The 23,927-nt window shown below is 63.1% G+C and carries 18 protein-coding genes and 2 pseudogenes; 8 read left to right on the forward strand and 12 right to left on the reverse strand.

All coding sequences use genetic code 11. From position 1 onward, the window contains the following. Nucleotides 1-88: 88 nt before the first annotated feature. The 3 genes from RI03_RS21755 to leuC are packed head-to-tail and all read right to left on the reverse strand — an operon-like array spanning nucleotide 89 to nucleotide 3,026. Nucleotides 89-985 carry an alpha/beta fold hydrolase gene (locus RI03_RS21755; protein WP_010219931.1) on the reverse strand — a complete coding sequence of 299 codons (897 nt, stop codon included), beginning with the start codon at nucleotides 983-985 and terminating at the stop codon, nucleotides 89-91. After that, the gene (gene leuD, locus RI03_RS21760) at nucleotides 982-1,593 is read right to left on the reverse strand and encodes a 3-isopropylmalate dehydratase small subunit (protein ID WP_010219932.1); all 612 of its coding nucleotides are present in this window, start codon (nucleotides 1,591-1,593) and stop codon (nucleotides 982-984) included. The genes RI03_RS21755 and leuD overlap by 4 nt, the downstream gene beginning before the upstream one ends. Then, nucleotides 1,590-3,026 carry a 3-isopropylmalate dehydratase large subunit gene (gene leuC, locus RI03_RS21765; protein WP_010219933.1) on the reverse strand — a complete coding sequence of 479 codons (1,437 nt, stop codon included), beginning with the start codon at nucleotides 3,024-3,026 and terminating at the stop codon, nucleotides 1,590-1,592. The genes leuD and leuC overlap by 4 nt, the downstream gene beginning before the upstream one ends. 59 nt (nucleotides 3,027-3,085) lie before the next feature. Here leuC and RI03_RS21770 point away from each other — a divergent pair, with 59 nt between their 5' ends. Continuing rightward, nucleotides 3,086-4,051, forward strand: a complete 966-nt coding sequence (locus RI03_RS21770) for a LysR family transcriptional regulator (RefSeq protein ID WP_202949397.1) — start codon at nucleotides 3,086-3,088, stop codon at nucleotides 4,049-4,051. Here RI03_RS21770 and RI03_RS21775 read toward each other — a convergent pair. The 5 genes from RI03_RS21775 to RI03_RS21795 all read right to left on the reverse strand — a co-directional run bounded on the left by RI03_RS21775 (nucleotide 4,048) and on the right by RI03_RS21795 (nucleotide 8,865). Further along, the gene (locus tag RI03_RS21775) at nucleotides 4,048-5,130 is read right to left on the reverse strand and encodes a tartrate dehydrogenase (protein WP_010219936.1); all 1,083 of its coding nucleotides are present in this window, start codon (nucleotides 5,128-5,130) and stop codon (nucleotides 4,048-4,050) included. The genes RI03_RS21770 and RI03_RS21775 overlap by 4 nt on opposite strands. A 14-nt stretch (nucleotides 5,131-5,144) precedes the next feature. Next, nucleotides 5,145-6,425 (reverse strand): glycerate kinase type-2 family protein, encoded by a 1,281-nt coding sequence (locus tag RI03_RS21780; protein ID WP_010219937.1) that lies wholly within the window; start codon nucleotides 6,423-6,425, stop codon nucleotides 5,145-5,147. A 28-nt stretch (nucleotides 6,426-6,453) separates the two neighbouring features. After that, complete coding sequence (dctA, locus tag RI03_RS21785; protein WP_051007337.1) at nucleotides 6,454-7,821, reverse strand: C4-dicarboxylate transporter DctA; 1,368 nt, start codon at nucleotides 7,819-7,821, stop codon at nucleotides 6,454-6,456. Between the two features lie 367 nt (nucleotides 7,822-8,188). Further along, entirely contained in the window at nucleotides 8,189-8,575 is a 387-nt protein-coding gene (locus tag RI03_RS21790; RefSeq protein WP_010219939.1) for a PIN domain-containing protein, read from the reverse strand. Beyond that, nucleotides 8,572-8,865, reverse strand: coding sequence for an AbrB/MazE/SpoVT family DNA-binding domain-containing protein (locus RI03_RS21795; protein ID WP_037516059.1), 294 nt, complete (start codon nucleotides 8,863-8,865; stop codon nucleotides 8,572-8,574). The genes RI03_RS21790 and RI03_RS21795 overlap by 4 nt, the downstream gene beginning before the upstream one ends. Nucleotides 8,866-9,095: 230 nt before the next feature. Here RI03_RS21795 and RI03_RS21800 point away from each other — a divergent pair, with 230 nt between their 5' ends. Both RI03_RS21800 and RI03_RS23260 read left to right on the forward strand, forming a co-directional pair. Beyond that, on the forward strand, nucleotides 9,096-9,659 hold the full coding sequence (locus RI03_RS21800) for a recombinase family protein (protein WP_010219941.1): 564 nt from the start codon (nucleotides 9,096-9,098) through the stop codon (nucleotides 9,657-9,659). 186 nt (nucleotides 9,660-9,845) lie between these two features. Next, nucleotides 9,846-10,343: a MucR family transcriptional regulator gene (locus RI03_RS23260; protein ID WP_010219942.1), complete on the forward strand. Its 498-nt coding sequence runs from the start codon at nucleotides 9,846-9,848 to the stop codon at nucleotides 10,341-10,343. 511 nt (nucleotides 10,344-10,854) lie between these two features. On the opposite strand, the gene RI03_RS21805 is transcribed toward RI03_RS23260, so the two are convergent. Further along, entirely contained in the window at nucleotides 10,855-11,547 is a 693-nt protein-coding gene (locus tag RI03_RS21805) for a PEPxxWA-CTERM sorting domain-containing protein (protein ID WP_138995811.1), read from the reverse strand. A gap of 333 nt (nucleotides 11,548-11,880) precedes the next feature. Here RI03_RS21805 and RI03_RS21810 point away from each other — a divergent pair, with 333 nt between their 5' ends. From RI03_RS21810 to RI03_RS25490, 5 genes and pseudogenes are all read left to right on the forward strand, one after another. Beyond that, nucleotides 11,881-14,763, forward strand: coding sequence for an endonuclease/exonuclease/phosphatase family protein (locus RI03_RS21810; RefSeq protein ID WP_010219945.1), 2,883 nt, complete (start codon nucleotides 11,881-11,883; stop codon nucleotides 14,761-14,763). A 139-nt stretch (nucleotides 14,764-14,902) separates the two neighbouring features. Then, on the forward strand, nucleotides 14,903-16,627 hold the full coding sequence (locus tag RI03_RS21815; RefSeq protein ID WP_010219947.1) for a type I secretion system permease/ATPase: 1,725 nt from the start codon (nucleotides 14,903-14,905) through the stop codon (nucleotides 16,625-16,627). Continuing rightward, a complete protein-coding gene (locus RI03_RS21820; protein ID WP_010219949.1) occupies nucleotides 16,624-17,988 on the forward strand; it encodes an HlyD family type I secretion periplasmic adaptor subunit in 1,365 nt (454 codons plus the stop codon). Before RI03_RS21815 ends, RI03_RS21820 begins: the two co-directional genes overlap by 4 nt. 751 nt (nucleotides 17,989-18,739) lie before the next feature. After that, nucleotides 18,740-18,862 (forward strand): hypothetical protein, encoded by a 123-nt coding sequence (locus RI03_RS25205; protein ID WP_274517582.1) that lies wholly within the window; start codon nucleotides 18,740-18,742, stop codon nucleotides 18,860-18,862. A 135-nt stretch (nucleotides 18,863-18,997) separates the two neighbouring features. After that, nucleotides 18,998-19,109, forward strand: a pseudogene (locus tag RI03_RS25490) (methyl-accepting chemotaxis protein); the annotation flags it as partial. A 465-nt stretch (nucleotides 19,110-19,574) separates the two neighbouring features. Here RI03_RS25490 and RI03_RS21835 read toward each other — a convergent pair. The 3 genes and pseudogenes from RI03_RS21835 to RI03_RS21845 form a co-directional block, all read right to left on the reverse strand. After that, entirely contained in the window at nucleotides 19,575-22,541 is a 2,967-nt protein-coding gene (locus tag RI03_RS21835) for a Tn3 family transposase (RefSeq protein ID WP_010219956.1), read from the reverse strand. A 3-nt stretch (nucleotides 22,542-22,544) separates the two neighbouring features. After that, nucleotides 22,545-23,128: pseudogene (locus RI03_RS21840) on the reverse strand (recombinase family protein). Nucleotides 23,129-23,246: 118 nt separating this feature from the next. Further along, the gene (locus tag RI03_RS21845; protein WP_010219959.1) at nucleotides 23,247-23,888 is read right to left on the reverse strand and encodes an alpha/beta fold hydrolase; all 642 of its coding nucleotides are present in this window, start codon (nucleotides 23,886-23,888) and stop codon (nucleotides 23,247-23,249) included. Nucleotides 23,889-23,927 lie beyond the last annotated feature (39 nt).

Raw genomic sequence — 23,927 nt, forward strand, 5'->3', positions numbered from 1 at the left:
TTCAGGTTGGATGAGAAACCGGGGGACCCTCACCAGTCACTCAGCACTCTTGCGCGGCTTCCTCAGACCAAAAGCTTCTGAGTCGGAATCAGTTTAAGAATTGCATGAGAGCGGCAATCAAGGCGTCCGGCGCCTCCTCCTGAGGGCTGTGCCCACATTCGATCGCATGCCCTGATACGTCCGACCCTTTCTCACGCCATGTTTCCAAGACATCGTATAGCGCCCCGACGGTACCGAGACCGCCCCACAATGCCAGCAGGGGTACATGGATCCTAGCCTCAGCGTCTGCCGCATCATGCCTCAGGTCGATACCCGCAGCGGCGCGGTAATCCTCGCAGATCGCATGGCGGGTCGCCGGATCTCGGTAGCACCGCCGATATTCGGCGAGCACCCGCGGGTCGGAAGCGCCCGCGATTTTCAATTGACCGGCCAGATGACGGTCGAGGAAAAAGTCTGGATCCGCTGCGATAAGGTGCTCGGGCAACGGGTAAGGCTGAATGAGGAAGAACCACCAGAAGTATCGTCGCGCGAATTCCATGTCGGTACGCGCATACATTGTCGCCGTCGGGGCGATATCTAGGACAGCGATCCGATCGACGGCGTCTGAATGATCGAGCGCCATTCGGTGCGCAACGCGACCGCCACGATCATGGCCGACGACGCGAAAGCGGTTATGACCCAGCGCCTTCATCACCGCGACCTGGTCGGCGGCCATTGCGCGCTTCGAATAAACGACGTGGTCCGCGCCACCCTCTGGCTTGTCGCTATCGCCGTAGCCGCGAAGGTCAGCCAAGACGACCGTGAAGTGCTGGGCGAGCTTGGGTGCGACCTTGTGCCAAGTGAGGTGGTTTTGCGGATGGCCGTGCAGCATCAGCAGCGGCGGCCCCTCGCCCGCCGTGGCGACTCGAATGCGGATGCCGTTCGCGTTGATATCATACCATGTGAAACCGGGCAGGATGTCCGGATGGCCGATGACTGGCGTCATGCCGCAGTCTCCACGAGCCAAGCGTTGTTCGCTAGGTAGATTTCCTGGAACCGCGAGATATGCTCGGCTTCCTGCAATGTCTCGCCAATCTGGTCGAGACCCAGCATGAGTGCGCGCTGCCGGGCCGGATCGATCTCGAAGCCCAGCGGCGCAACGTTGCTCATCGTGATCTTACGATTTTCAAGGTCGACTGCGAGGATCGCCGGTGCGGCCTGGGCCCTGGCCACCAGCGGCGTCAATGCCTCGGGCGTCAGCGTCACGAGCAACAGCCCGTTGTTCTTCGCGTTGTCTGCGAAGATACCGGCGAAGCTGGTGCCGATGATCGCGCGGATGCCATATTGCAACATGCCCCAGACCGCATGCTCGCGCGACGATCCGCATCCGAAGTTCGGGCCGACAAGCAGGAAACGCACGTTGCTTTGCCGGTTCAGGACAAAGTCCTGGCGAACATCGCCCGCATCGTCGAACCGCAGATCGTGGAACAGCCCGCGATCGAGTCCTGACCGATCGGTTCCTTTGAGAAATGTCTTAGGCATGATGACATCGGTATCAATATTGGCCGCCGGCATCGCCACGGCGACGCCCCTTTCGTGAACGAACGGGATCATTGCCCCTGCTCCGCTGCGAAGGTTCGAACATCGACCAGATGCCCCGCCACTGCGGCGGCAGCGACCATGGCTGGACTCATGAGATGGGTTCGGCCGCCCTTGCCCTGCCGCCCTTCAAAATTCCGATTGGTGCTCGATGCGCACCGCTCGCCCGGCGCGAGCACGTCATCGTTCATCGCCAGGCACATCGAACAACCGGACTGTCGCCATTCGAAACCGGCCTCGCGAAATATCCGGTCGATCCCCGCCGCCTCCGCTTCGCGCCGGACCGTGCTGCTTCCAGGCGATACCATCGCGCGAACGCCTGCGGCGACTCTGCGGCCCTTCAGAATTGCGGCGGCCTCGCGCAGGTCAGAAAGCCGGGCGTTGGTGCATGATCCAATGAACGCACGGTCGATCGGCACAGAGGAAAGCGCCATACCCGGCCTCAGGCCCATATAGGCGATAGCGCGCTCGGCACCGGCGCGGGCGTCGGCGAAGAGCTCAACAGGATCGGGCACCGTGTCGTTGATGGTTACGGCCTGATCCGGACTGGTGCCCCAAGTCACCATCGGCGCGATCTCGTCGATGCATAGCTTCACCTCGCCGTCGAACTGCGCGCCAGGATCACTGCGCAGTGTCGTCCATTTGCCCCATGCCTGTTCGAGCACCGTCGCGCTCGGCGCCTTGGGCTTGCCTGTGATGGCGGCCAACACCTTCACATCGGGCGCCATGAACGCTACGCGCGCACCACATTCCACCGCCATGTTGCAGATCGTCATCCGCCCCTCGATCTCGAGGTCGGCGATCGCTTCGCCCACAAATTCCAGCGCGTGCCCTGCCGCACCGTCGGCTCCGATTTTGCGGATCAGGGCCATCACGATGTCCTTCGGCGTGATGCCCGGCGGTCGAACGCCTTCGATTGTCGCGCGCATCGTCTTCAACCGGGTATAGCGCAACGTCTGGGTAGCAAGGAGATGCTCGATATCGGATGTTCCGATCCCAAATCCTATTGCCCCGAACGCGCCATAGGTGGTCGTGTGGCTGTCACCCGCTGCGATCACGAGCCCGGGCATGATCCAGCCCAATTCAGGAAGCACGACATGTTCGATCCCTTGGCGCGGGCTCAGCACGTCGTACATCTCGATGCCGAAATCGCGGCCGTTCTGCGCGAAATACTCGATTTGCCGCTGCGCGTCTGGATCGGCGACGCCACTGCTCCGGTCAGGCGCAGTGGAGTTGACGTGATCAACCACCCCCAACGCGGCCTGAGGTCGCCACACCGGGCGCCCCGCATCGCGCAGCCCGCTAAATGCCTGAGGACTGGTATACTCGTTCAGCACGGTGCGATCGACATAGAGCAGCATCTGCTCACCGGGGCCAACCACATCGTTCAGCGCCATCACGCGGTGTTCGTCGACGATGCGGTCGTACAGGGTACGCGGAGCAAACATGATCTAAGGCCTCGAACTGGATACAGCATCATTCTAGGAAGGGCCAACAGTCGTGGCCAATGCCGCTTCGTCATCAAATGATGCGCCAGGACATATCGATGGAAACTGCGTGGCTCGAGGATCTGCTGAAACTTGCCGAGGAGGGCAATTTCTCGCGCGCGGCTAGAGCGCGCAATCTTAGTCAACCGGCCTTCAGCCGCCGAATCAAAGGACTGGAGGACTGGACCGACGCAACCCTAGTGGACCGGGACACGCACCGGATCGCGATGACCCCTGCTGGGGACGCGCTGGTCGCGGCCGCACAGGACGTGCTCCGCCGCCTCGCAGCCGGCCGCGCTGCCGCCCGCGAGATCGATGCGGGACAAGCCGGCACCATCCGCTTCGCCTCGACGCACGCACTATCGATGACGTTCTTTCCGGGCTGGCTACGTCGGTTCGAAGGGCAGCGCGGCGACAACACGATCAGCCTGGTCGCGGACAATATGGTCGGGTGCGAACGCCTGATGCTCGATGGCCGCGCCGATCTGCTTCTGTGTCATCATCACCCCTCCGCCAATCACCGGCTGGATGCGGCGGGGTTCATCTCCATTGATCTTGGTACGGATGTTCTGGTGCCGTTATCTCCGGTCGCCGACGACGGGAGGCCGCTTCACGTGCTTCCGGGCGTAGCGAGCGATCCGCTACCGCTGCTAGAATTCGACGAACAATCGGGCATGGGACGCATCCTCGCCGCGTCCAATCGTATCATCGATGGCGGCGCGGCGCTGAAGCCGGTATTCCGGTCGCATCTGGCGAGCATGCTGCTCAGTTGGGCACGAGACGGACTCGGCATGGCCTGGCTTCCGCTAACCCTCGCGAAAGATGCGATCGACAGCGGGCATCTCGTGCGGGCGGGTGATGAAAGCTGGGACGTGCCGATCCAGATACGCTTGTTTCGCCTGCGCGCCCGCCGCAGCCCTTCGGTCGAAGCCTTCTGGACGCGGGCCTCCCAGCAGGCAGCGCCGGACGCCGCTGACTCCGTTTAACCGAGGGTAGCGGCGATCGCCTTGCCAGCCGCGATCGTATCAGCGCTTCCCCCGAGGTCGCGCGTACGAAGGCGCGGATCCGACAGGCCATGTTCGATACCACGCAGGATCGCAGCGGCAGCGTCGGCCTCGCCGAGATGATCGAGCATCAAAGCCGCCGCCCAGATCTGGCCGACCGGGTTAGCAACCCCCCGTCCGGCAATGTCCGGCGCAGAACCATGCACCGGTTCGAATAGCGAGGGGTGGATGCGTTCCGGATTGATATTGCCCGATGGCGCGATGCCGATTGTTCCAGTCAACGCCGGTCCGAGATCGGAAAGGATATCGCCGAACAGGTTTGATCCCACCACCACATCGAAGCGATCGGGCCGAAGCACGAATTCCGCGACAAGGGCATCGATATGAAACTTGTCCCAAGTAATGTCTGGAAATTGCGTCGCCATCGCTGCAACACGTTCGTCCCAATAGGGCATCGAGATCGAGATGCCGTTGGACTTCGTCGCCGACGTGACATGCCCGCGGTTGCGGCGACCGGCGAGCTCGAAAGCATAGCGCAGAATGCGATCGACGCCGGTCCGCGTCATTACAGTCTCCTGGATCACCGTTTCTCGGTCGGTGCCCTCGAAGATGCGACCTCCGATCGAGCTATATTCTCCTTCAGTGTTTTCGCGAACGACGACGAAGTCGATATCACCCGCGCTGCGTCCGACCAGCGGCGACGATACGCCGGGCATCAGGCGAACCGGACGCAGGCCGACATATTGATCGAACGCCCGCCGGAATTGTATCAGCGAACCCCATAATGACACGTGATCCGGCACGGTCGCTGGCCATCCGACCGCTCCGAAGAAGATCGCATCATGGCCTTCGATCTGCGGCTGCCAATCTTCTGGCATCATTCGCCCGTGCTTTAGATAATAGTCACAGGAAGCGAATTCGAAGGTATCAATTTCAAGCTCGAAGCCGAACCGGTTGGTTGCGGCTTCGAGTATGCGGAGCCCTTCGGGAATGACTTCCTTGCCGATGCCGTCACCAGGGATAGACGCGATGCGATAGCGGCGATTGCTTTTGGCGGACATAAAAGTCTCTCCGGTTACGCGATCAGAATCGCGCGAAAATCGTTGACGTTGGTGTAGGTCGGGCCAGTGATCACAAGATCGCCGAGCGTCGCAAACAGCGAATAACTGTCATGTCCGGCAAGCATCCCCCGCGGATCAAGGTTGGCAGCGTACGCGCGAACCAGCGTATCGGGCGTCACGATCGCGCCGGCCGCGTCCTCAGTGCCGTCGATGCCGTCGGTATCGCCGGCAATCGCCCAAACTCGCCGTTCGCCCTGCAGTGCAAGGGCGAGGCCGAGCAGGAATTCCGTATTACGCCCACCGCGGCCGACCCGGCCGTCACGGATCGTCACCGTGCCTTCGCCGCCGGACAACACGATCAGCGGCGCCTTTGCCGGCAGCCCGTGCTGCACCACCGACTTTGAAATCGAGGCAAGCACGGTGCCCATCTCCGCCGCTTCCCCTTCGAGCGCGTCGCCAAGCGTCAGCGTCGGAATGCCGACCTGTCGCGCAAAGCCGCTTGCGGCCTGGAGCATCAGCGTGGGACTGGCGATCATGCGGACGTCGTCAAGTGCATTGACCTGATCGACCCTCAAGTCCGGTTGGCCAAGGAATGCGGCGATCGTCGGCGGTATCTTGATCCCGTAGTGCCGAATGATGGCCAGCGCGTCAGCACGAGGCGGCGGCCGGCCAACGGTTGGTCCCGACGCGATCATGTCAGGGCGGTCTCCTGGCACGTCGCTGATCACCAGCGTGACCACCTTCGCTGGGAAAGCTGCCCGAGCAAGGCGACCCGACTTGATCGCGGAGACCGCGCCGCGCACCAGGTTCATCTCGCCGATGGTCGCACCGGAATGAAGCAACGCCTGGTGCAGCGCCACCTTGTCATCGAAGGCGATCCCCGGCGCCGGCATCGCAAGCGTTGCCGATCCACCCCCGGACATCAGCGCGATGACCATGTCATCCGGCGTCAGACCGGTGACGAGCGACAGCATCCGCCGGGCAGCCTGCTCACTGCGATGGTCGGGAACCGGATGGCTCGCCTCGACGATCTCGATGCGCCTTGTTGTCACACTGTGGCCGTCCCGCGTGACAACGAGCCCGCTCAACGAAACATCCGGCCACGCCGCCTCCAGCGCGGCCGCCATCGCCGGGGAGGCCTTGCCTGCACCGACCACGATGCATCGACCACGCGGCGGATCAGGAACGTGTTGCCCAAGCGTTTTGACGGGATCCGCACTTGCAACGGCCGCGTCGAACAGGTCGTGCAGCAGGGTGCGAATGGTCCGATCATCTTCAAGATCGATCCGCGCCATCAGTCTACGTCCATCGCCACGGTCATCCTCATCCGATGCGGGTGACCGCAGATTGCTCGGCACCGACTTTCTCAGTTAGCGCGACGCCTGATTCCATGACGGCCTCCCCGCGTAGTGCCGCAGCGAGCTTGTCACGATCGAGGCAGCCTTCCCACGCCGCCACGGCGACGGCACCGAACGCATTACTGATCGTGTTGGTCACCGATCGCGCCTCCGCCATGAAACGATCGACACCTAGAAGCAGTACCAGCCCGGAGACTGGGATCTTGTGCATAGCGCCCAGCGTCGCGGCCAGCGTGACGAACCCCGCGCCCGCGACGCCGGCCGAGCCCTTGCTCGTCAGCATGAGCACGCCGAGAATCACCGCCTGATCGCCCAATGTCAGTGGCGTATTGGTCGCCTGGGCGATGAAGATCGCGCCGATCGTGAAATAGATCGCACTGCCGCACGCATTGAACGTCAGTCCGCCTGGCAACACCAATCCAACGACAGTCTTGGGTACACCGGCTGCCTCCATCTTCGTCATTAGCTGCGGCAGGACCGATTCCGACGAACACGTCCCGAACACGGTGACAATCTCGTCGCGGATAAACTTTAAAAATGCGAAAGCCGAGAATCCGACCAGTCGCGCGATCACCCCGAACAATACTGTCGCAAAGATGATGCAGGTGGCATAGACGCACACCAGCACCAGCCCCATTGATGCCAGGCTGCCCAGACCGTACTTGGCGATTGTGAACGCCATCGCGCCAAGCGCCCCGAGCGGCGCGACGCGCATGACCATCGACACGACGCGGAATACCCCGTCGATGAAGCTCTCCAGCACCGTGACCGCGGGTATTGCCTTGGGGCCGATCTGCGCGAGTCCGATCCCGAAAAGGACGCCGAAGAACAGGACCTGAAGGACGTTGCCGGTGGCAAAGCTGCCAACGACATTCGACGGGACGATCCCGACAAAGAAATCAATGACACCGTGATGCTCGGACGCGGCCTTGGTATATTGACCGACAGCACCTGCATCGAGCGACGCTGGATCCGCATTGAGGCCAGCGCCCGGACGTACAACATTGACGACGGCCATGCCCACCAGCAATGCGAGCGTTGATGCGATCTCAAAATAGGCGAGCGACTTCACTCCAACCCGCCCGAGCTCGCGCATGTTTTCCATCTTCGCGATTCCTAGGACGACCGTTCCGAAAATAATCGGAAGGAGCACCATCTTGATCAGATTGATGAAAACATCACTCAGGGGCTTCAGGCTAACGCCCAGCGCAGGGTCAATAAATCCGATACAGCCGCCGATGAACACTGCCACCAGAACCTGGACGTAAAGTTGTCGAAATACTCTCACGCGCCGCTCTCCAAGCAGTGCAAGCTCGCTATAAAGCGGCTGCATCTTCACCGGAAGCTAGCGCGCCTGCCCTTGCATTGGCCAATGTCGAAACCCGATCAAACCATGTTGTCGGCGCATGGCGGGCGGATCGCACTGCTAACAAAACAATGGTTAGTAGTGAGACGCAGCGTCGGCACGATCGACCATTGGTTGGCTCCGGCATCCTGATTGCAAGCCTGTCCGGCCGGGCAGATACTCGCCGCTAATTTGTCGCGGATGTCCTAAGTTTCCCGACAGTTGGGGCAGCCGCCGGCTTTTAGATTCTCGATCGTCGCATAACTCGGTTGCAGAACGAACCAGTTCCAAAGCACATTTGCGACGCTTCGTTTGGGGATAAATGCCGCGGAGCACGGCAGGGCAGGATAGGCGGTTAGCGAATATGCTCCACCTTAAGCCCTTTGACCTTTACCTTTTTCCACTCCCGGTCGGCGGTAAGCGCGGGAACGCCTAACTGTAACGCGAGCGCGAGACAGGAGCGATCACCGAGGCCGCATCCGAACTCCTTTGTCTGAGCCTGCAACCCCGCGGCCGCATACGCGGCCTCCACGTCGTGAGGACGAACATCGAGACGAAGCTCGTCGAGGAGCTCGCGAATGGTAGAAGCATCCAAGCCGCTAAGCAGAAGCTCCTTAATGACCTCCTGGAGGTTGACGGCTGAGATTGCAGCTCGTCCCACATGAGGTCCGACCTTGTCAGCACCGGGTTCGTCCCGCACTAGCGCCAACACCGCAGATGCATCCATCACCACGGATGTCATGCCGGATCTCGCGGTTGGTCCGAAGGCGAAGCCTCGACTGCCTCTGTGGCAGCTTCAGCCTTGCGGTCAGACAGAAAGTCGTCGATCGATCGGGCCTGCTTGGCATGCTCCCGGTAGATCGCCTGAGCGCGCGAAACGCCATGGCCGATGGGTGACAATCGAACCTCGTCGTTCTCGACCGTCAGGATGACCTTGGCATCGCCATGCAACCCCATCGCCTTACGAACCGACGCCGGTAGGATCATACGGCCATTGCTGGCCACCTTAATATCAATCGACTGTGTTGCCACGGTGACACTCCTGGAGCCAAAGCACGCGCTGATTATGGCATTCCTGCCCATGTGACACAATGGACAGTCTGGCATTATCTTCAACGTTCCTCACCGGCAGCTTCAATATGGGTATACCCTGGTTGATCGCGTCACGTGGGACACGACCCACGTCTCATCAGGGTCGTTATCATGGATATTGAACAGTCCGCGCGGACGGTCTAGAACCTGATCGAACAGATGGAGCTCAAATGACGCTATTCGGTTACGCACGTGTATCGACCTCCGAGCAGGACCTGGGAATTCAGCAGGCGGCATTACGCGCTGCCGGATGTCAGACGATCCGCGCCGAGAAAAAGTCCGGGGCCGAGCGCGGGTCGCGCACCGAGTTGCAAATCCTGCTCGACTTCCTGCGCGAGGGTGACACCCTCGTCGTCACGCGTATCGACCGGCTCGCCAGATCGATGAAGGATCTGCAGGACATCGTCCATGAACTAAAGGGCAGGGGGGTGGCCCTCAAAGCAACCGAACAGCCGATCGACACGGGGACGGCCACCGGCAAAGCGTTTCTCGATATGCTCGGCGTATTTGCGGAGTTTGAAACGAACCTACGACGGGAACGTCAGTTGGAAGGGATAGAAGCCGCCAAAGCGAGGGGGGTCTATAGAGGTGGTAAGGCTCGCATCGATCCCGAAGCCGTCCGTAAGCTTGCTGCGGATGGGGTGAAGCCTGCCCATATCGCACGTCAGCTCGGCATTTCCCGCGGTACCGTATATCGGTTCATCCCAAAACCGGAGGATGCCGGATCGGCCTAGAGCTCGCCAAACAGTAATGAGTAGCCGGATTGGATCGCGTCTAAACTTGCGCCTTTTGGCAGAAAAATGCTTCGGTGCGTTCAGGGGGCTAAAATAAGTGCCATGGTCAAACAACCCCGCGGTGCGTTGAATGTTCAGGGTGAGTTTACGAACCTTTCGCTACATACCGCTTAAAGGAGATGCACATTGACTGATGAAACTACAAATACCGTTGAACTCGCGACCGAATTGACAATGGCATGGCTGTCTAATCCCAATACGCGCACCTCGGCGGAGGATGTCCCGGCCTTCTTGAGGTCGATGCATGACGCAGTGATCGGTCTTTCGACTATGCCGGTTGAATCTCCCACCGAGGAAGCTGCCCCCGAGTTTACTGGCGCGGTCACCGCACGAAAGTCGTTGGCAAATCCTGATGTCATTATCTCGATGATTGACGGAAAACCCTACAAGACATTGAGGCGGCATCTCTCCACCCACGGTCTGACGCCTGCCAAATATCGCGAGCGGTATGGTTTGAAGGCGGATTATCCCATGACTGCACCATCCTACTCGACAGTGCGCCGTGACTTGGCGAAAAAGATCGGTCTCGGCCGAGAGCGTGGCAAGAAAGCATCTGGCAATGCAGAGGATCTCGTATCAGCACCAAAGCGCGGTCGTCCCGCGAAAGCGGTAGAGCCGGCTTGAATCGACAGACGGCAAACATGGCTCGCATGTTTGCCGTCGTCCAAGCCATAGCCTCAAACCATTCATGGCAGAGGGAATCCGCCACCCTAACGATGAGAAGACGGTAAAGTTTGCTGCGAGTGGACGGGCTGCTTTAAGGGTCATTTGGGTGGAAACCGGCCTGTCCGCTATCGGGCGGCGATCGCGCTATGCAGCCGTTTGTTCATAAGGCAGGCAGGGGGGGGGTAATGGTAGAACGCTGCCCGTCTGCTATCGAGAACGATCGGCATAAGCGGGCGTTCGTCCAGAAGCCTCGGCCGGGGAGATAAACCACGCGGCGGTGGTGCCTGTCCGCACGGATGTCGAGCTAGCGGATCATGCGCGACTGGGCCGGGATCATGAAGATTTCGGGACCACGTCAATGGGACCGAACCCGACGGTGACGATCCTTGGTCGAAGTCTATGAACACAAGAATGTGCGTGCCGCGATGACCGCGGCACGCCCCTCCCGGGTAGCAAACCCACCGTCCGTTCAGGCGAAGCGGACGCCCGTCGCGCGACGGCGATAGCGCAGTCCGCCGCCGACTAGGCCGAAGCCTGCGAGCATCATAACCCAGGTCGCGCTCTCGGGCACCGCGGCGACGGGTGGCGTCGCGCTTGTGAAGCGAAAGTTCGCGTCGCAGATATTGCGCGAGCAGACCGTGTCGCCGACGTTGTTCCGGATCACCGCGCCAGCCGCATAAGCGTCGTTCGCGCGATCGTTCGCCGGGTTGCTCGCGGCGGCGGAGTTGGGGCTGAACACCAGCGCGAGGTACGATTCGGTCGTCGTCACCACCGCGCTATAGGTCTCGCCCGGAGTCAGCGCGACGCTGCCGTTGAAGACGTCGTAATATGCGAAGGACGGGTTCGTCCGGAATTGCAGGCCGGTCAGCAGCGTCGTGTTGCTCGCCAGCGTCGCGCCGCTCGCGGAGAGGAGCGAGAAAGTGACGCTTGCGCTGGTGCTGGCGCGCACGCTCGTCGCGAACTGGAACGCGAAACCGGTCAGCAGCGAATCGGTCGCGCTGAACGTCTGGCCCATCGCCATGACACCATTGATGGTGACTCCGTTGTTCAGGATATTACCCGTCCGCACCCCGGTAACACCACCCACAGTGGTCGTCGCGGATGCGGCGGTCGCAGTACCGGCGAGGAGCGCGGCGGAAAGACAAACAAGCGAACGAATCATGATAAAAACCCCTGAACAGCGATACATACTGTAACGGTTCGGGCTTCTATCCGCTTTTTGTTTCAGTTGAGCGACAGCAGGGCGAGATATACTTGTCCGGCGACAGGCTCTTATGCGCTCTTAGTAGGACGATCCGGGGCATGCGGTCACGACGCGGGACATCCGCCACAGGCTTGTCCTTCTGGTACAAGTTAAAATCCGATTTATGAAGCTTTTTTCATATCCGTGTCACATCGGCCCCGTAGCGGACCGACCCAGCGCGTAATTGCCGATCGTCGCACCGAACGAGTCGGGCGCGCCGGTCGGCAGAGTAAGGCGACAGGGAGTAAGGCGTTGACAACCAATTACTGGAATCTCGGTGGTGGCGATCTCTTGCAGGATTGGTCGGACCTCGGGTTGATCACCACCAATGGCGACTGGTCGGGCGTACCGTCGATCATGGCGTTCCGCGGCGACGGCCTCGTCTCGGGCACGGGGGCCGATCCGCGCACTGTCACCGGCACCAGCACTGTGGTCAGCGTTAGCGCCAATCAGACCAACCCCAACACTTTCACGACCGGCGGTGCCGCCGAGTTCCAGATCGCCAATCCGACGATCGCGCTGACCGGATCGGGCACGGCCGCCGCGCCTTATCTCGCGCTGTATCTGGATGCGACGGGACGGCAAGGCGTCACGCTGTCGTTCACGCTGCGCGATCTCGAGAATGGCGCGGACAATGCGGTCCAGCAGGTCGCCGTGCAATATCGCCTCGGCGATACCGGGGCCTGGTCGAACGTTCCGGGCGGTTATGTTGCGGATGCGACGTCGGGTCCGGGGAGTTACGGAGCGGACATTCCCGTCTCGGTGACGCTGCCGTCCGACGCCAACACCGCGGCGACCTTGCAGGTCCGCGTGCTCACGACCAACGCTGTCGGCAATGACGAATGGGTCGGGATCGACGACATCAAGGTCACCAGCAACGGCAGCGTCGGGGTCGTTCCCGGCATCCTCAGCATCGCCGACGCAAGTACGACCGAGGGCGATGCGGGCAGCCACATGATCGACTTCACCGTCTCGCGCATCGGCGGGGCGAGCGGTGCGGTCGAGGCGACCTATTCGGTCTCGCTGCCCGGCGGCAATGGCGGGGCGGATGCCGGCGACTTCGGCACGACCACCTTCACCGGCGTCGTCAAGTTCGCCGACGGGCAATCCACCGCGACGATCTCGCTTCCCGTCCTCGGCGACCATGCGCCCGAGCCGAACGAGACGTTCAGCATCACGCTGTCGAACGCGACCGGCGGCGCGACGATCGACCGTGCGACCGCGACCGGCACGATCTTCAACGACGACATCCTCCCGCTCCAGATCGGCGAGATCCAGGGCGAAGGGCATCGTTCCGCGTTCGAGGGCCAGACCGTCTTGACCCAGGGCATCATCACCGCGGTCGACAGCAACGGCTTCTACATCCAGGACATGGGCGACGGGAACAGCCACACATCGGACGCGGTGTTCGTCTTCACCGGTACCGCGCCCGAGGACTTCTTCCTCGGCGATCTGGTGTCGGTGCAGGGCGTCGTCAGCGAATATCGCGCGGGAACGGGCGGGCTGACCGTGACGGAAATCACCGCGCCGACGGTCGAATTCATTTCGTCGGACTATCAGCTCCCCGACGCCGTCCTGATCGGGCAGGGCGGCATCGCGCCGCCGACTCAGGTGATCGACAATGACGGGCTCACCAGCTTCGATCCGACCGCCGACGGGATCGATTTCTGGGAATCGCTCGAGGGGATGCGAGTCACGATCGATACGCCGCTCGTCGTGTCGAACACCACCGAAGACAGCTATGCCGAAACCGACGTCGTGGCGTCGCTCGGCAAGGGTGCGACCGGGGTCAACGATCGCGGCGGGATCACGATCTCGGACGGCGATTTCAACCCGGAGAAGATCCAGCTTCAGGGCGACAGCACGATCTTCGCCGGGTTTACGGCGGGCTATTCGATCGGCGATCAGCTCAGCAGCGTGACCGGCATCGTCAACTATGCCGCCGCACGGTATGAAGTGCTGGTGACCGAAGCGGTGACCGTGACCAAGGACGTGTCGCTCGCCAAGGAAGTGACGACGCTGACCAGCGATGCGACGCATCTGTCGATGGCGACCTACAACGTCGAGAATCTCGATGCCTCGGACGGCAAATACGACGTGCTGGCGTCGAACATCGTCTACAATCTGCGCGCGCCCGACATCGTCGCGCTCCAGGAAATCCAGGATGCCGATGGCGCGGGCCGCGGCACCGATCTGTCCGGGGTCAAGACCGCGCAGGGGCTGATCGACGCGATCGCGGCGACGTCGGGCCTGCATTACGGTTATGTCGAAATCGCGCCGGATACCGCCAACAGCACCGGCGGCGAACCCAATGGCAACATCCGCGGTGGCTATCTCTACAATCTCGATCGCGTGAGCTATGTCGAGGGCAGCGCCGAGCTGATCGACGGGGCGGCCTATAACAACACGCGCAAGCCGCTCGTCGCGGACTTCCTGTTCCACGGCGAGACCGTCACCGCGATCAACGTCCATCTGACGTCGCGCGGCGGCAGCGATCCCTTGTGGGGCGCGACCCAGCCACCGACGGACGCGGGCGACGCCGCGCGCACCGCGCAGGCCGCCGGGGTCAAGGCGTATGTCAACGCGCATCTCGCGGACAATCCCGACCTCAACATCGCGGTGCTCGGCGACTGGAACGGGTTCGTCTGGGAAAATGCGCAGACCCAGCTGACCGACCCGGCGAAGGGCGGCGCGCTGACCGATCTCGCCACTCTGCTGTCGAGCGAGGAACGCTACAGCTATCTGTTCGAGGGCAATGCGCAGCAACTCGATCATATCCTCGTCTCGGACGGGCTGCTCGCGAACGCGCAATATGATGCGGTCCACATCAACTCGCAGTTCGGCGGGGATCGCCCGACCGATCATGACCCGCAGCTTGCCGTGTTCGACTTCGGCACCATCGTCGCGCGCTCGATTGTGGCGTCGGCCGGGCAGGACGGCGGGATGCAGCGGGGCTTTGTGTTCGACACCACGCGGGTCGCCGCGACGGCGGACGACACGTTCGGCTGGGCGCACGACACGGCGGCGGCGGTGGCAGGGCAGGGGACCGGCGACTATGCCGTTTCGCCCGGCGACAGCTTCGGCCACGAGCATCTGTACCAGCTCACCACCGCCGACCACCTTCATCTGGTGTGACGACCGCGCCCCCCATTCCGCACGGGATGGGGGGTACGGCCTGACCTGAATGACCGACACCTTGACGCCATCCCCGCAGTCTTCGCCATCACCGGCATGGTCTCCGCTGCCACCTGCCGACGCCGCGTTCCACGGGCGCATGCGCGACGCGTTGCGGCTGTGCCGCCGCCACCTCATCGCGGCGGCGGCGTTCAGCGCGCTCGTCAACCTGCTGTATGTCGCACCGACGCTGTACATGTTGCAGGTCTATGACCGGGTCGTGCCGACGAAGGGGTTGCAGACGCTCGGGTTCCTGACCGCGGCTCTGCTGTTCGCACTCGGCTGCCTCGCGTTGCTCGACCGGATCCGCAGCCGCTTGCTTGTCCGGGCCGGCGTGCTGCTCGATGCGGTGGTCGCGCCCGCGCTGCTCGACGCGACGCTCGGCCGCCCCGACTCGCCCGTCGCGCGGCAGGCGCTACGCGAGCTCGACGTCATCCGCGGAACGCTGACCGGCCCCGGGATCCTTGCCTTGTTCGACGCGCCGTGGACGCCGATCTACGTCCTCGTCTGTTTCCTCGTGCATCCCTGGATCGGCGTGGTCGCCCTCGTCGGCGGCCTGACCCTGCCGTTCATCGCGTGGCGAAACGAACGCGCCACTCGCGACGGGATGCAACGCGCGCAGGATGTCGCCGCACGCACTTATGCCGCGCAGGACGCCGCGCTCAACGGTGCCGACGGGATCAAGGCGCTCGGGATGCGGCGGGCGTTCGTCGCGCGACAGTTGCGGCAGCGGCTTGCGATGCTCACGTTCCAGACCGAGGCCGGGTTCCAGGCGAGCGGCTATCTGACCACGACCAAGTTCGTCCGCCTCGCCTTGCAGTCGCTAGCGCTCGGCCTCGGGGCGATGCTAGCGGTCGACAATCTCATATCGGGCGGCGCGATCTTCGCCGCGTCCTTCCTGATCGCGCGGGCACTCGCCCCGATCGAACTTCTGATCGGCAGCTGGAAGCCGCTGATGCAGGCGCGCGACGGCTATCGCAACATCGACGCGCTGCTCGCCGCCGATCCGTTCCACGCGGCACCGACCCGGCTGCCGGCGCCGACCGGGACGCTCAAGCTCGAAGGAGTCACGGTGCTGACCCCGACCCGCGATGCGGCGGTGCTCAACGCGGTGTCGTTCGCGCTCGAACCGGGGGAGGTGCTCGCCATCGTCGGGCCGTCGGGTTCGGGTAAATCCACGCTGGTCCGGGCGATCGTCGGTGCGCTCCCGCTCGATCGCGGGACGGTGCGGCTCGACGAGGCGAGCCTGTCGGACTGGGACCCCGAACTGCTGGCACGCCACATCGGCTATCTGCCGCAGGACGCGGCGCTGTTCGAGGGTACAGTAAAGGAGAATATCAGCCGGTTCGCGAGCGAAGCCGGTGCGGACCCCGCCGCGGTCGATGCGGAAGCGGTGGCGGCTGCGGAAAGGGTCGGCGCGCTGCCGTTGATCCTGCGGCTGAACGGCGGGTTCGAGCACCGGCTTCAGCTCGGCGGGCGCGGGGTTTCGGCGGGGCAGGCGCAACGCGTCGCCCTGGCGCGGGCGGTCTATGGCAACCCCGCGCTGTATGTGCTCGACGAACCCAATGCGCATCTCGATTCGGAAGGCGATGCCGCGCTCAACTCTGCGATCGCGCGGTTGAAGGCGGAAGGACGGACGATCATCGTGGTGTCGCACAAGCTCGGCGTGCTGCCGGTAGTCGACAAGATGCTCGTGCTCCGCGACGGGCGCGCCGAACTGTTCGGCCCGCGCGACGAGGTCCTCGCCAAGATCGCACCGCCCAATGTCCGCCGGATGGTCCCGCCCGTGGCCGATCTGCCCGCGACCCAGGGAGGTGCGGCATGAGCACCGCGCTCAGCGTGCTGCCCGCGGCGGATACGCCCGCCGATTACGGGAACCGCTTTTCGGATCCAACGCGCGACATTCGCAACGGGGTGATGATCGCGTTCGCCTTCTTCGGGTTGTTCCTCGGCTGGACGGCCTTCGCGCGGCTCGACGCGGCGGCTTACGCCCCGGGGGTGCTCGAGGTCTCGGGTCAGCGCCAGACGGTCCAGCACCGCGATGGCGGCGTCGTCGGTGCGATCTACGTCCACGAGGGGCAGCGAGTCGAGCGCGGGCAATTGCTTGTTCGACTCGCAGCGCCGGAAGTGCTCGCGCAGGAACGCGCGATGAGCGCGCAGGCGATCCGATTGCTCGCCCAGCGTGCGCGGCTAGAAGCGGAGGAGCTCGGGACGGGGGGGGTGGTGACGCCGCCCGAATATGCCACGCTCCCGCCCGAGGACCGAGACGTTGCGGCGCTTGCGCTCAAGCTTCAACAACGCGAGCTGCTGGCAAGGCGCGCAACGCTCGCGGCGCAGCGCGGCGCGCTGGGGCAGCGGGCGGCACAGTCGACCGCGCAGGGGCGCGGCTATGACACGCAGGTGGTATCCGCGCAGGAACAGCTGCGAATCATCGACGAACAGTTGAAAGCGCTCGCACCGCTGGCTGAAAAGGGGTACGTTTCGCAGACGCGGTTGCGCGAACTGGAGCGGATGCGCGCCGAACTGGTCGGTCAACGCGGGCAATATTCGGCAAGCGTCGCGCAGACGCAGGGGGCGACACGCGAGAGCCAGATCACCGCGATCGAGGCCGAACGCACGTTTCGGGAACGCACCGCGGCGGACCTGCGCGACGTCGAAATCCGGCTCGGCGACGTCCTTCCCAAGCTTGCCGCGGCACGGGACCAGCTGCGTCGGACCGACATCCGCGCGCCGGCGACCGGAGCGGTGATCGCGTTGAGCGTCTTTACTCCCGGCGGCGTCGTCTCGCCCGGACAAAAGCTGATGGACATTGTCCCGGAGCGGACCCCGCTTAGGATCCAGGCGCGCGTTGCGCCCGATGACGCGGACGATCTGGTCGTCGGACAGCGCACGCTGGTCAAATTCCCCGGCCTGCACGAACGGACCCTGCCCGATCTGGAAGGCAGGCTGACCCGGCTTTCCGCCGATGCGCTGACCGACGAGAAAACGGGCGCAACCTATTTCACCGGTGAAGTGACGGTGCCGCGCGCGCAGCTCGCGCTGTTGCGCGGCGTAAGGGGCAAGGATTTCGAACTCCGCGCGGGGATGCCGGTTCAGGTGCTGGTCCCGCTGCGGAAGCGAACCGCGTTGAGCTATGCATTAGAGCCATTGGTTGGTGCGTTCTGGGGAGCGTTCCGCGAACATTGAGGGCAGCCGGGATAGACTGTGAAAGTGGGCACCGGTTGGAACACGGCGTGTCCGAGATCGATCGAAGTAGGGTCCAACCGCGTATCGCACCCGACCGCAATGATTCGCAGGCCAAGTCGTATCCATGGCATTAACCGCGTTGTCCCCCAAAGAATGCGCGGCTAGGGCTTCAGCATGGGCCCTCCAGCTGCAGCCCGCTCATATTGAACCAGTAGCCTCCCCCACGGCCGATCCGGAGCGAAATAATCGGCCGCAAACGTCATAAACTCGTAGAGTATGAGCTTCACAGGACATGGCTTGGACCAATGCTATGCAGACCGTTGTATTGGTCTCGCTGGAGATCCCGCGTGAGTATGTTAGAGCGTATCGCGCGAGCGTTACGAGAGAGAGACGAGCGGGCGGTTCAATTCTGTGAAACTGAAAAGCCAGTCTGGGGCCAGTACGTTGAAGACGCCCGAGGGATTCTCTCCGTCATGCGCGGTCCGACGGAGGCCATGCTCGAAGCCGTCAGACCGGTCCCGGCACATTGGCTTGAGGAGGGGCCTCTGAGCGATTCTCGGAAGGCAGCGATCCTCTCTATACGCGTCGATGTATGGAGCGATTGGAACGACTTGCTCGATGCGGCGACCGACGAGCAGATCGGTCCGCAACCGGGCTGACATGTCCGGTCCGCTACTTCGTTGCAGCACCCCGCGCCCGCTGTTCCAACTATGTTTTAACCGAATTGCCGCCGCCCGTGTTCAACGCGCGCATGACGAAGCGCGACACTTCCCTCATCAACATTGCTCTCCAGGTGCTGGCCGAAGCGGTCGCGCGGCACCCGGCCAACCCGATCACTGCACCGCCCGTGCGGATGGCTTTGCGCGTACTCTAAGTGCCGTAGATAACGAGACTTTAAACATCTTCGACTAACCAGGTTGTCGATCGGAAAATCATGCCTCGTCGTCTACGCTCCCTCATCTCTGCGCTTGGCACCGACATCGACGTGCATGCCAGCAAGGTGCAAGAGATCGCTGCGCAGACTAACCTGTTGGCACTTAACGCGGCTATCGAGGCGGCACGCGCTGGTGAGGCCGGCCGCGGCATCGGAGTTGTCGCCTCAGAAGTGAAGTCATTGGCTGGCAGCGCCCGGCAGGCATCCGTCGCTTTCCGGGCCGGCATCACGGACAGTCTTCAGGTCGGTACCGCGATCGCCAACGAGCTGCTTGAGGAGTTCGAGGGGGGGCGTTTGCGCGAACTCGCTCAATCCATCGCCGGCAGCCTATCCCGCACCCTTTACGATCGTTCGATCGACCTTCGCACGTTAGCTGCCGATCGTTCTATTCAAGACGCGCTGGTAATGCAGGGTTCTGGCGCGCGCCATCAAGCTGAGGCGTTGGACCGGCTCCGATCCTTGCTGCGTCTGTCACCGTATTTCCTCAATGCCTTTCTCGTTGACGCCGATGGATCGATGACCGTTTGCGCACATGAAAACGCCTCAGTGCGATCCGTCAATTTCAGGGGGCAGGCGCAGTTCGAGGGTGCCCTCCGCCTTGATCAGCAAGGGGGCGCTACATAAAACGGGCACAGATATACGGTAAGGACCGTCAGCCCGGCGAGCGGAGCGCCTGACGCAGGCCGCGCAGTTTTCCATCGGGGATGTCGGCATCTGTCCAGAGATAGTCGCCGGTCAGGTTGATGTGTTGCCACCCCAGCGGCGAGAGATGCTGGAGCAAGTGCGACGGCACAGGCCGACCCTGTTGTTCGAGATGACGCATCACGGCTTCGAGATAGGTCGTATTCCACAGCACGATGGCACCAGCGACCAGATTGAGTGCGCTGGCGCGATGTGTCTGTTCTTGCAGACCCTGGTCGCGGATACGGCCGGTGCGATGGAAGAAGATCGCGCGTTTCAGGGCGTTTTGCGCCTCGCCCTTGTTCAACTCGCGGGTTGCACGACGCCGCTCCTCGGGGCGCTCGATCCAGTCGAGAGTGAACAGCGTGCGCTCGACCCGCCCGATCTCGCGCAAGGCGAGCGCAAGGCCGTTCGCGCGCGGATAGGAGCCGAGGCGTTCGAGCATCACCGACGCGCTGGTGACGCCGGTCCGGATCGAGGTGGCGAGCCGGATCACGTCATCCCAATGGCCGGCGATCAGTCCTTCATCGATCGGCTGCGCGACAAGCGGCGCAATGTCCGGTCCCGGCCGCATGTCCGCGAACAGGTGCAGGCGTCGGGCGGAGATATTGGGAATACGCGGCGCGAAACGAAAGCCGAGCAGGTGGCAGAGCGAAAAGACATGATCGGAAACGCCACCTCCATCGGTATGATGGCACTCGATCGCGAGGTCGGCACCGTGATGGAGCAGGCCGTCGAGGACATGCGCCGCCTCGCTCGCCCCAGCAGAGATGACCGTGGAATGGAGTGGCGCATAGCGATCCGAGACATGGGTGTAGAAGGAGACGGCCGGCTCGCTGCTTTTGTGCGGGTTGATCGCACCCGTCGCCTGCGCCCGCCTGTCGAGCGGGAAATTCTGCCCGTCGGAACTGGACGCGGTGCCGTCGCCGAACCGAGCGGCGAGCGGCATCCGGTGTTGCGTCTCGGCCAGCCGGGCGAGCGCCGCTCCATAGCTGTCTTCGCGCAGGTGCCATGCCGACAGCCAGCCGAGTTGCCGCTCCGTCATCAGGCCGCACGCCTCGGCCATTCGGGCATGACCAAGGTTGGTTGCATCGGCGAGAATAGCAGTGAGGACCGCGCGCGGATCGTCGTGCGCTCTGCCGTGCGTCAGGTGCGTGAAGCAGCTGGCGAAGCCGGTCCAGCGATCGACGTCAGCGAGCAGATCGGTGATCCGGATCGCAGGTAGATGCGCGTAGAGCGGTGATAGTGCGCCTTCGGCTTCGTCGGGCGTGATAGCGCGCAGCGGCGAAATGCGAAGCCGCCCGCCTGCGAGCAACACGTCTTCCAGGGTATTGGCGCTTGCCTTCTCTTCTACCTCGGCCACCCTCTGCGCGAGTAGTGCCCTTCGCTCCGCCAACCACGGTCCGGCGGTATCGCCGACCGGCACGGGCAGCGGTCCCGCCGCACGCATCGCGGCAAATACCGGCGCAGAAATGAGCTGCTGCTCGACTGCGCGGTAGCGTCGGCTGCCCTCGACCCACATGTCGCCGGCCCGCAGCCGATCGCGCAGTTCAGCCAGCACGCAGAACTCGAAGGTCCGGCGATCGAGGCCGGCACGATCGATTCGTCGTCGCCACGTCGCTCGGACGAAGCCGAGCGATACGTCGGTCGGCAGTTTGCGCAGCCGGCCGCTGCCGAGATCACGCATTATGGCGACGGCGCGGGCAAGCGGTGCGCAGGCCGGGACGGCTCCGAAGGTGAAGGTCGTGATGAACGCCGGCCCGACCTGTCGCAGGATAGGCGCGTTCGATCGGGAAAGCTCAACGGGATCGAGCGGATCAGGTCGTACCAGGCGCCGGGCTTCATCCACTTCGGTCGCCAAATCGTCCCAGCCGATGATCCCCTCAATGGCGGCAAGAGGGTCGGCATCGCTGGCACGCGCGGTGATGATCGCTTCGCCAAGACGGGCGAGCAACCGGATCTTGCCATTGATAGTGCGCCGGTCACGTTTCAGCGCCGCCTCCTCGCGGCGCTCAGCGCGCCGGAACAGCTGGCCGAACAGCCGCTCGAACATCAGCACCGCATCGTCGGTCAGCGCCACCTGCGTCTCAATCGCCGCGGCGACAAGCACGGCGCGCCGTCTTGCCGGGTTGAGCGACGTAAGATGCTGCGCGGTGAGCCGGGCACCTTCCTGGCACAGCCGGCGCAACCGTTCGGGATGGATCGCGCTGACAAGATCGGCATCCAGTTCGATCGCGCGCAATACCGTGAGGCGATCGAGAATCGCGGCGAAGGCGCGCCGTCCCGGCTTCCCGGGCGGCTGACGTACCCATGTCAGGACACTGACTGGTCGCTCGTCATGTTTCAGCAGAAGCGCGTCGAGCCGGTCGCGCTGGGCTACGGTGAGTTTTTGGGTAAGCAGGTCTGCAACGTGCCGTTCGCTATCGAGCAACGCCTTGCCGACCATCCGTTCGACCGGGGTGATGCCCGGTACGATGATGCGACGCCGGCGAACCTCGTCCAGCAGCATCCGCGTCAAGGCTGGCCCGCTGGTGGTTGTGAGGGCGACCGGCAACAGCCATGCCTGGAGTTCTGCCTGAACGGGGCGGCAGAATGACCGGAAGCCGAACACGTCGCGCAGCGCATCCAGTTGCTCGTAGCGCGTCGGTCCCCGCGTCGCATATTCGGCCAGTGTCTGTGGCTCGATTCCGAGTTGCTCGCCGACGAAGGCGAGCGGAGCATGGGGGATCAGCTCGCCCGGCCGGAGCAATCGCCCCGGATAGCGCAGACCGCAAAGCTGGATCGCAAAGCCGAGCCGGTTGTGGGCACGCCTCCGGCTGACGACGATGCGGAGGTCATCTGCACTCAGCGTCCAGTATCGTACCAAGTCCGCTTCGTCTTCGGGCAGAGCGAGGAGGTTGGCGCGCTGCGCCTCGGTCAGGACGGAACGACGCGGCATGGATCAGGCCTTGGTGGGTGCGGCCCAGCCGACCCGGGCAAGGGTGTCGATCAACGTCGAACGCGGCACGCCGAAGTTGCGACACACCGCCGCCTTGCTGGCCCCGCCTTCGAGGGCATTGGTGATCGCTTCGATTTTCTCGGGATCGATCGCGGACGGCCTGCCGCCTTGCCGACCTCGGCGCTTCGCTGCGGCAAGGCCGGCCATCACTCGTTCGCGCGTCAGCGCGCGCTCATACTGCGCGAGCGCGCCGAACATCGAGAACAGCAGTTCGCCATGCGGTGTGGTCGTGTCCATCTGTTCGGTCAGCGACCGGACGCGACGCCGCGTTTTCGGAAGTCGGTGATGATCGACAGCAGGTGCGGCAACGATCGCCCGAGCCGGTCGAGCTTCCAGACCACCAGGGTATCGCCCGACTTGAGGTAGGCGAGACATGCCTTCAGGCCAGGACGATCGTCGCGCCCCCCTGACGCCTTGTCGGCATGGATGTGCCTCTCATCGACACCGGCCGCGATCAACGCATCGCGCTGAAGGTCGACCGATTGGCGATCATCAGCCGATGACACCCGCATGTACCCGACCAGCATGTACGACAAACCCCAAGAATAGCGTTTCCGCATAGTATGGCAAAGCGACAGGGTTTGTCGTGTATATTATGCCAGTAATTCGGTCCGGATTTATGCTGGCCGGCCGGCATCACGGAAATCACCTGTTTGTCGGCACCGGTGTGCGCTGATCAACAAACTCGATGACGGCACGCTCGAAGGTATCGGGCTGGTCCAGCATGACGAAATGAAAGCTGTCGTCGATGCGTTTGAAGCGGACCTGCGGCGTCGAAGCATAGGCGTTCTGGAACGTGGTATCGATGCTGGCCGGTGGAACACCGTACATCTTGTCATAGGCATAGATGACCTCGACCGGCGCTGTGATCCGCTTGAGTTCGGAACGAAGATCGGTGGTCATCAGCTCGTAGGTGGCATCGGCCACGGTCTTGCGGTCCGAACGAACACCTGCGGCGATCACGGCGGGGCGCGCCACTTCGGTCTTCACCAAGCGAGCGATAGCGGCGCTCTGCATAGCATTGGCCTGATCGGTCGGCGCAGCCATCATTGCATCCCGGAATGCGACAGCCCGAGGCGTCACAGCTGTGACGGTCGCTGTGGGACTGAACAGCAAACTGTAGAAAGGCAGAGCGTCGACGATCAGCAGTCGGCCGATTTCCCCTGGATGACGCGCCCCCAGCATCAACGCGACCTCGCCACCCAGCGAATGGCCGATGATGACCGGTGCCTTTATACGCTCGCGTCGTATGTAGTTGGCAATCGCTTCGGCCGATGGCGCCGCCACGCGGTTCCCCGGATCGGCAACTGCCGGTGTTCCAGCAAA

This window comes from Sphingomonas sp. PAMC 26621, assembly GCF_000251145.1.
Taxonomy (GTDB): Bacteria; Pseudomonadota; Alphaproteobacteria; order Sphingomonadales; family Sphingomonadaceae; genus Sphingomonas.

Bases quoted from the DNA above. Each gene is read 5' to 3' on its own strand.
- RI03_RS21775 (WP_010219936.1), bottom strand. From the start codon at position 5,130: ATGTCCGCCAAAAGCAATCGCCGCTATCGCATCGCGTCTATCCCTGGT.
- RI03_RS21755 (WP_010219931.1), bottom strand. From the start codon at position 985: ATGACGCCAGTCATCGGCCATCCGGACATCCTGCCCGGTTTCACATGG.
- RI03_RS21770 (WP_202949397.1), top strand. From the start codon at position 3,086: ATGCCGCTTCGTCATCAAATGATGCGCCAGGACATATCGATGGAAACT.
- RI03_RS21805 (WP_138995811.1), bottom strand. From the start codon at position 11,547: ATGATTCGTTCGCTTGTTTGTCTTTCCGCCGCGCTCCTCGCCGGTACT.
- RI03_RS21820 (WP_010219949.1), top strand. From the start codon at position 16,624: ATGAGCACCGCGCTCAGCGTGCTGCCCGCGGCGGATACGCCCGCCGAT.
- RI03_RS21835 (WP_010219956.1), bottom strand. From the start codon at position 22,541: ATGCCGCGTCGTTCCGTCCTGACCGAGGCGCAGCGCGCCAACCTCCTC.
- RI03_RS25205 (WP_274517582.1), top strand. From the start codon at position 18,740: ATGACGAAGCGCGACACTTCCCTCATCAACATTGCTCTCCAGGTGCTG.
- leuD (WP_010219932.1), bottom strand. From the start codon at position 1,593: ATGATCCCGTTCGTTCACGAAAGGGGCGTCGCCGTGGCGATGCCGGCG.
- dctA (WP_051007337.1), bottom strand. From the start codon at position 7,821: ATGCAGCCGCTTTATAGCGAGCTTGCACTGCTTGGAGAGCGGCGCGTG.
- leuC (WP_010219933.1), bottom strand. From the start codon at position 3,026: ATGTTTGCTCCGCGTACCCTGTACGACCGCATCGTCGACGAACACCGC.
- RI03_RS21780 (WP_010219937.1), bottom strand. From the start codon at position 6,425: ATGGCGCGGATCGATCTTGAAGATGATCGGACCATTCGCACCCTGCTG.
- RI03_RS21790 (WP_010219939.1), bottom strand. From the start codon at position 8,575: ATGACATCCGTGGTGATGGATGCATCTGCGGTGTTGGCGCTAGTGCGG.
- RI03_RS21800 (WP_010219941.1), top strand. From the start codon at position 9,096: ATGACGCTATTCGGTTACGCACGTGTATCGACCTCCGAGCAGGACCTG.
- RI03_RS21815 (WP_010219947.1), top strand. From the start codon at position 14,903: ATGCGCGACGCGTTGCGGCTGTGCCGCCGCCACCTCATCGCGGCGGCG.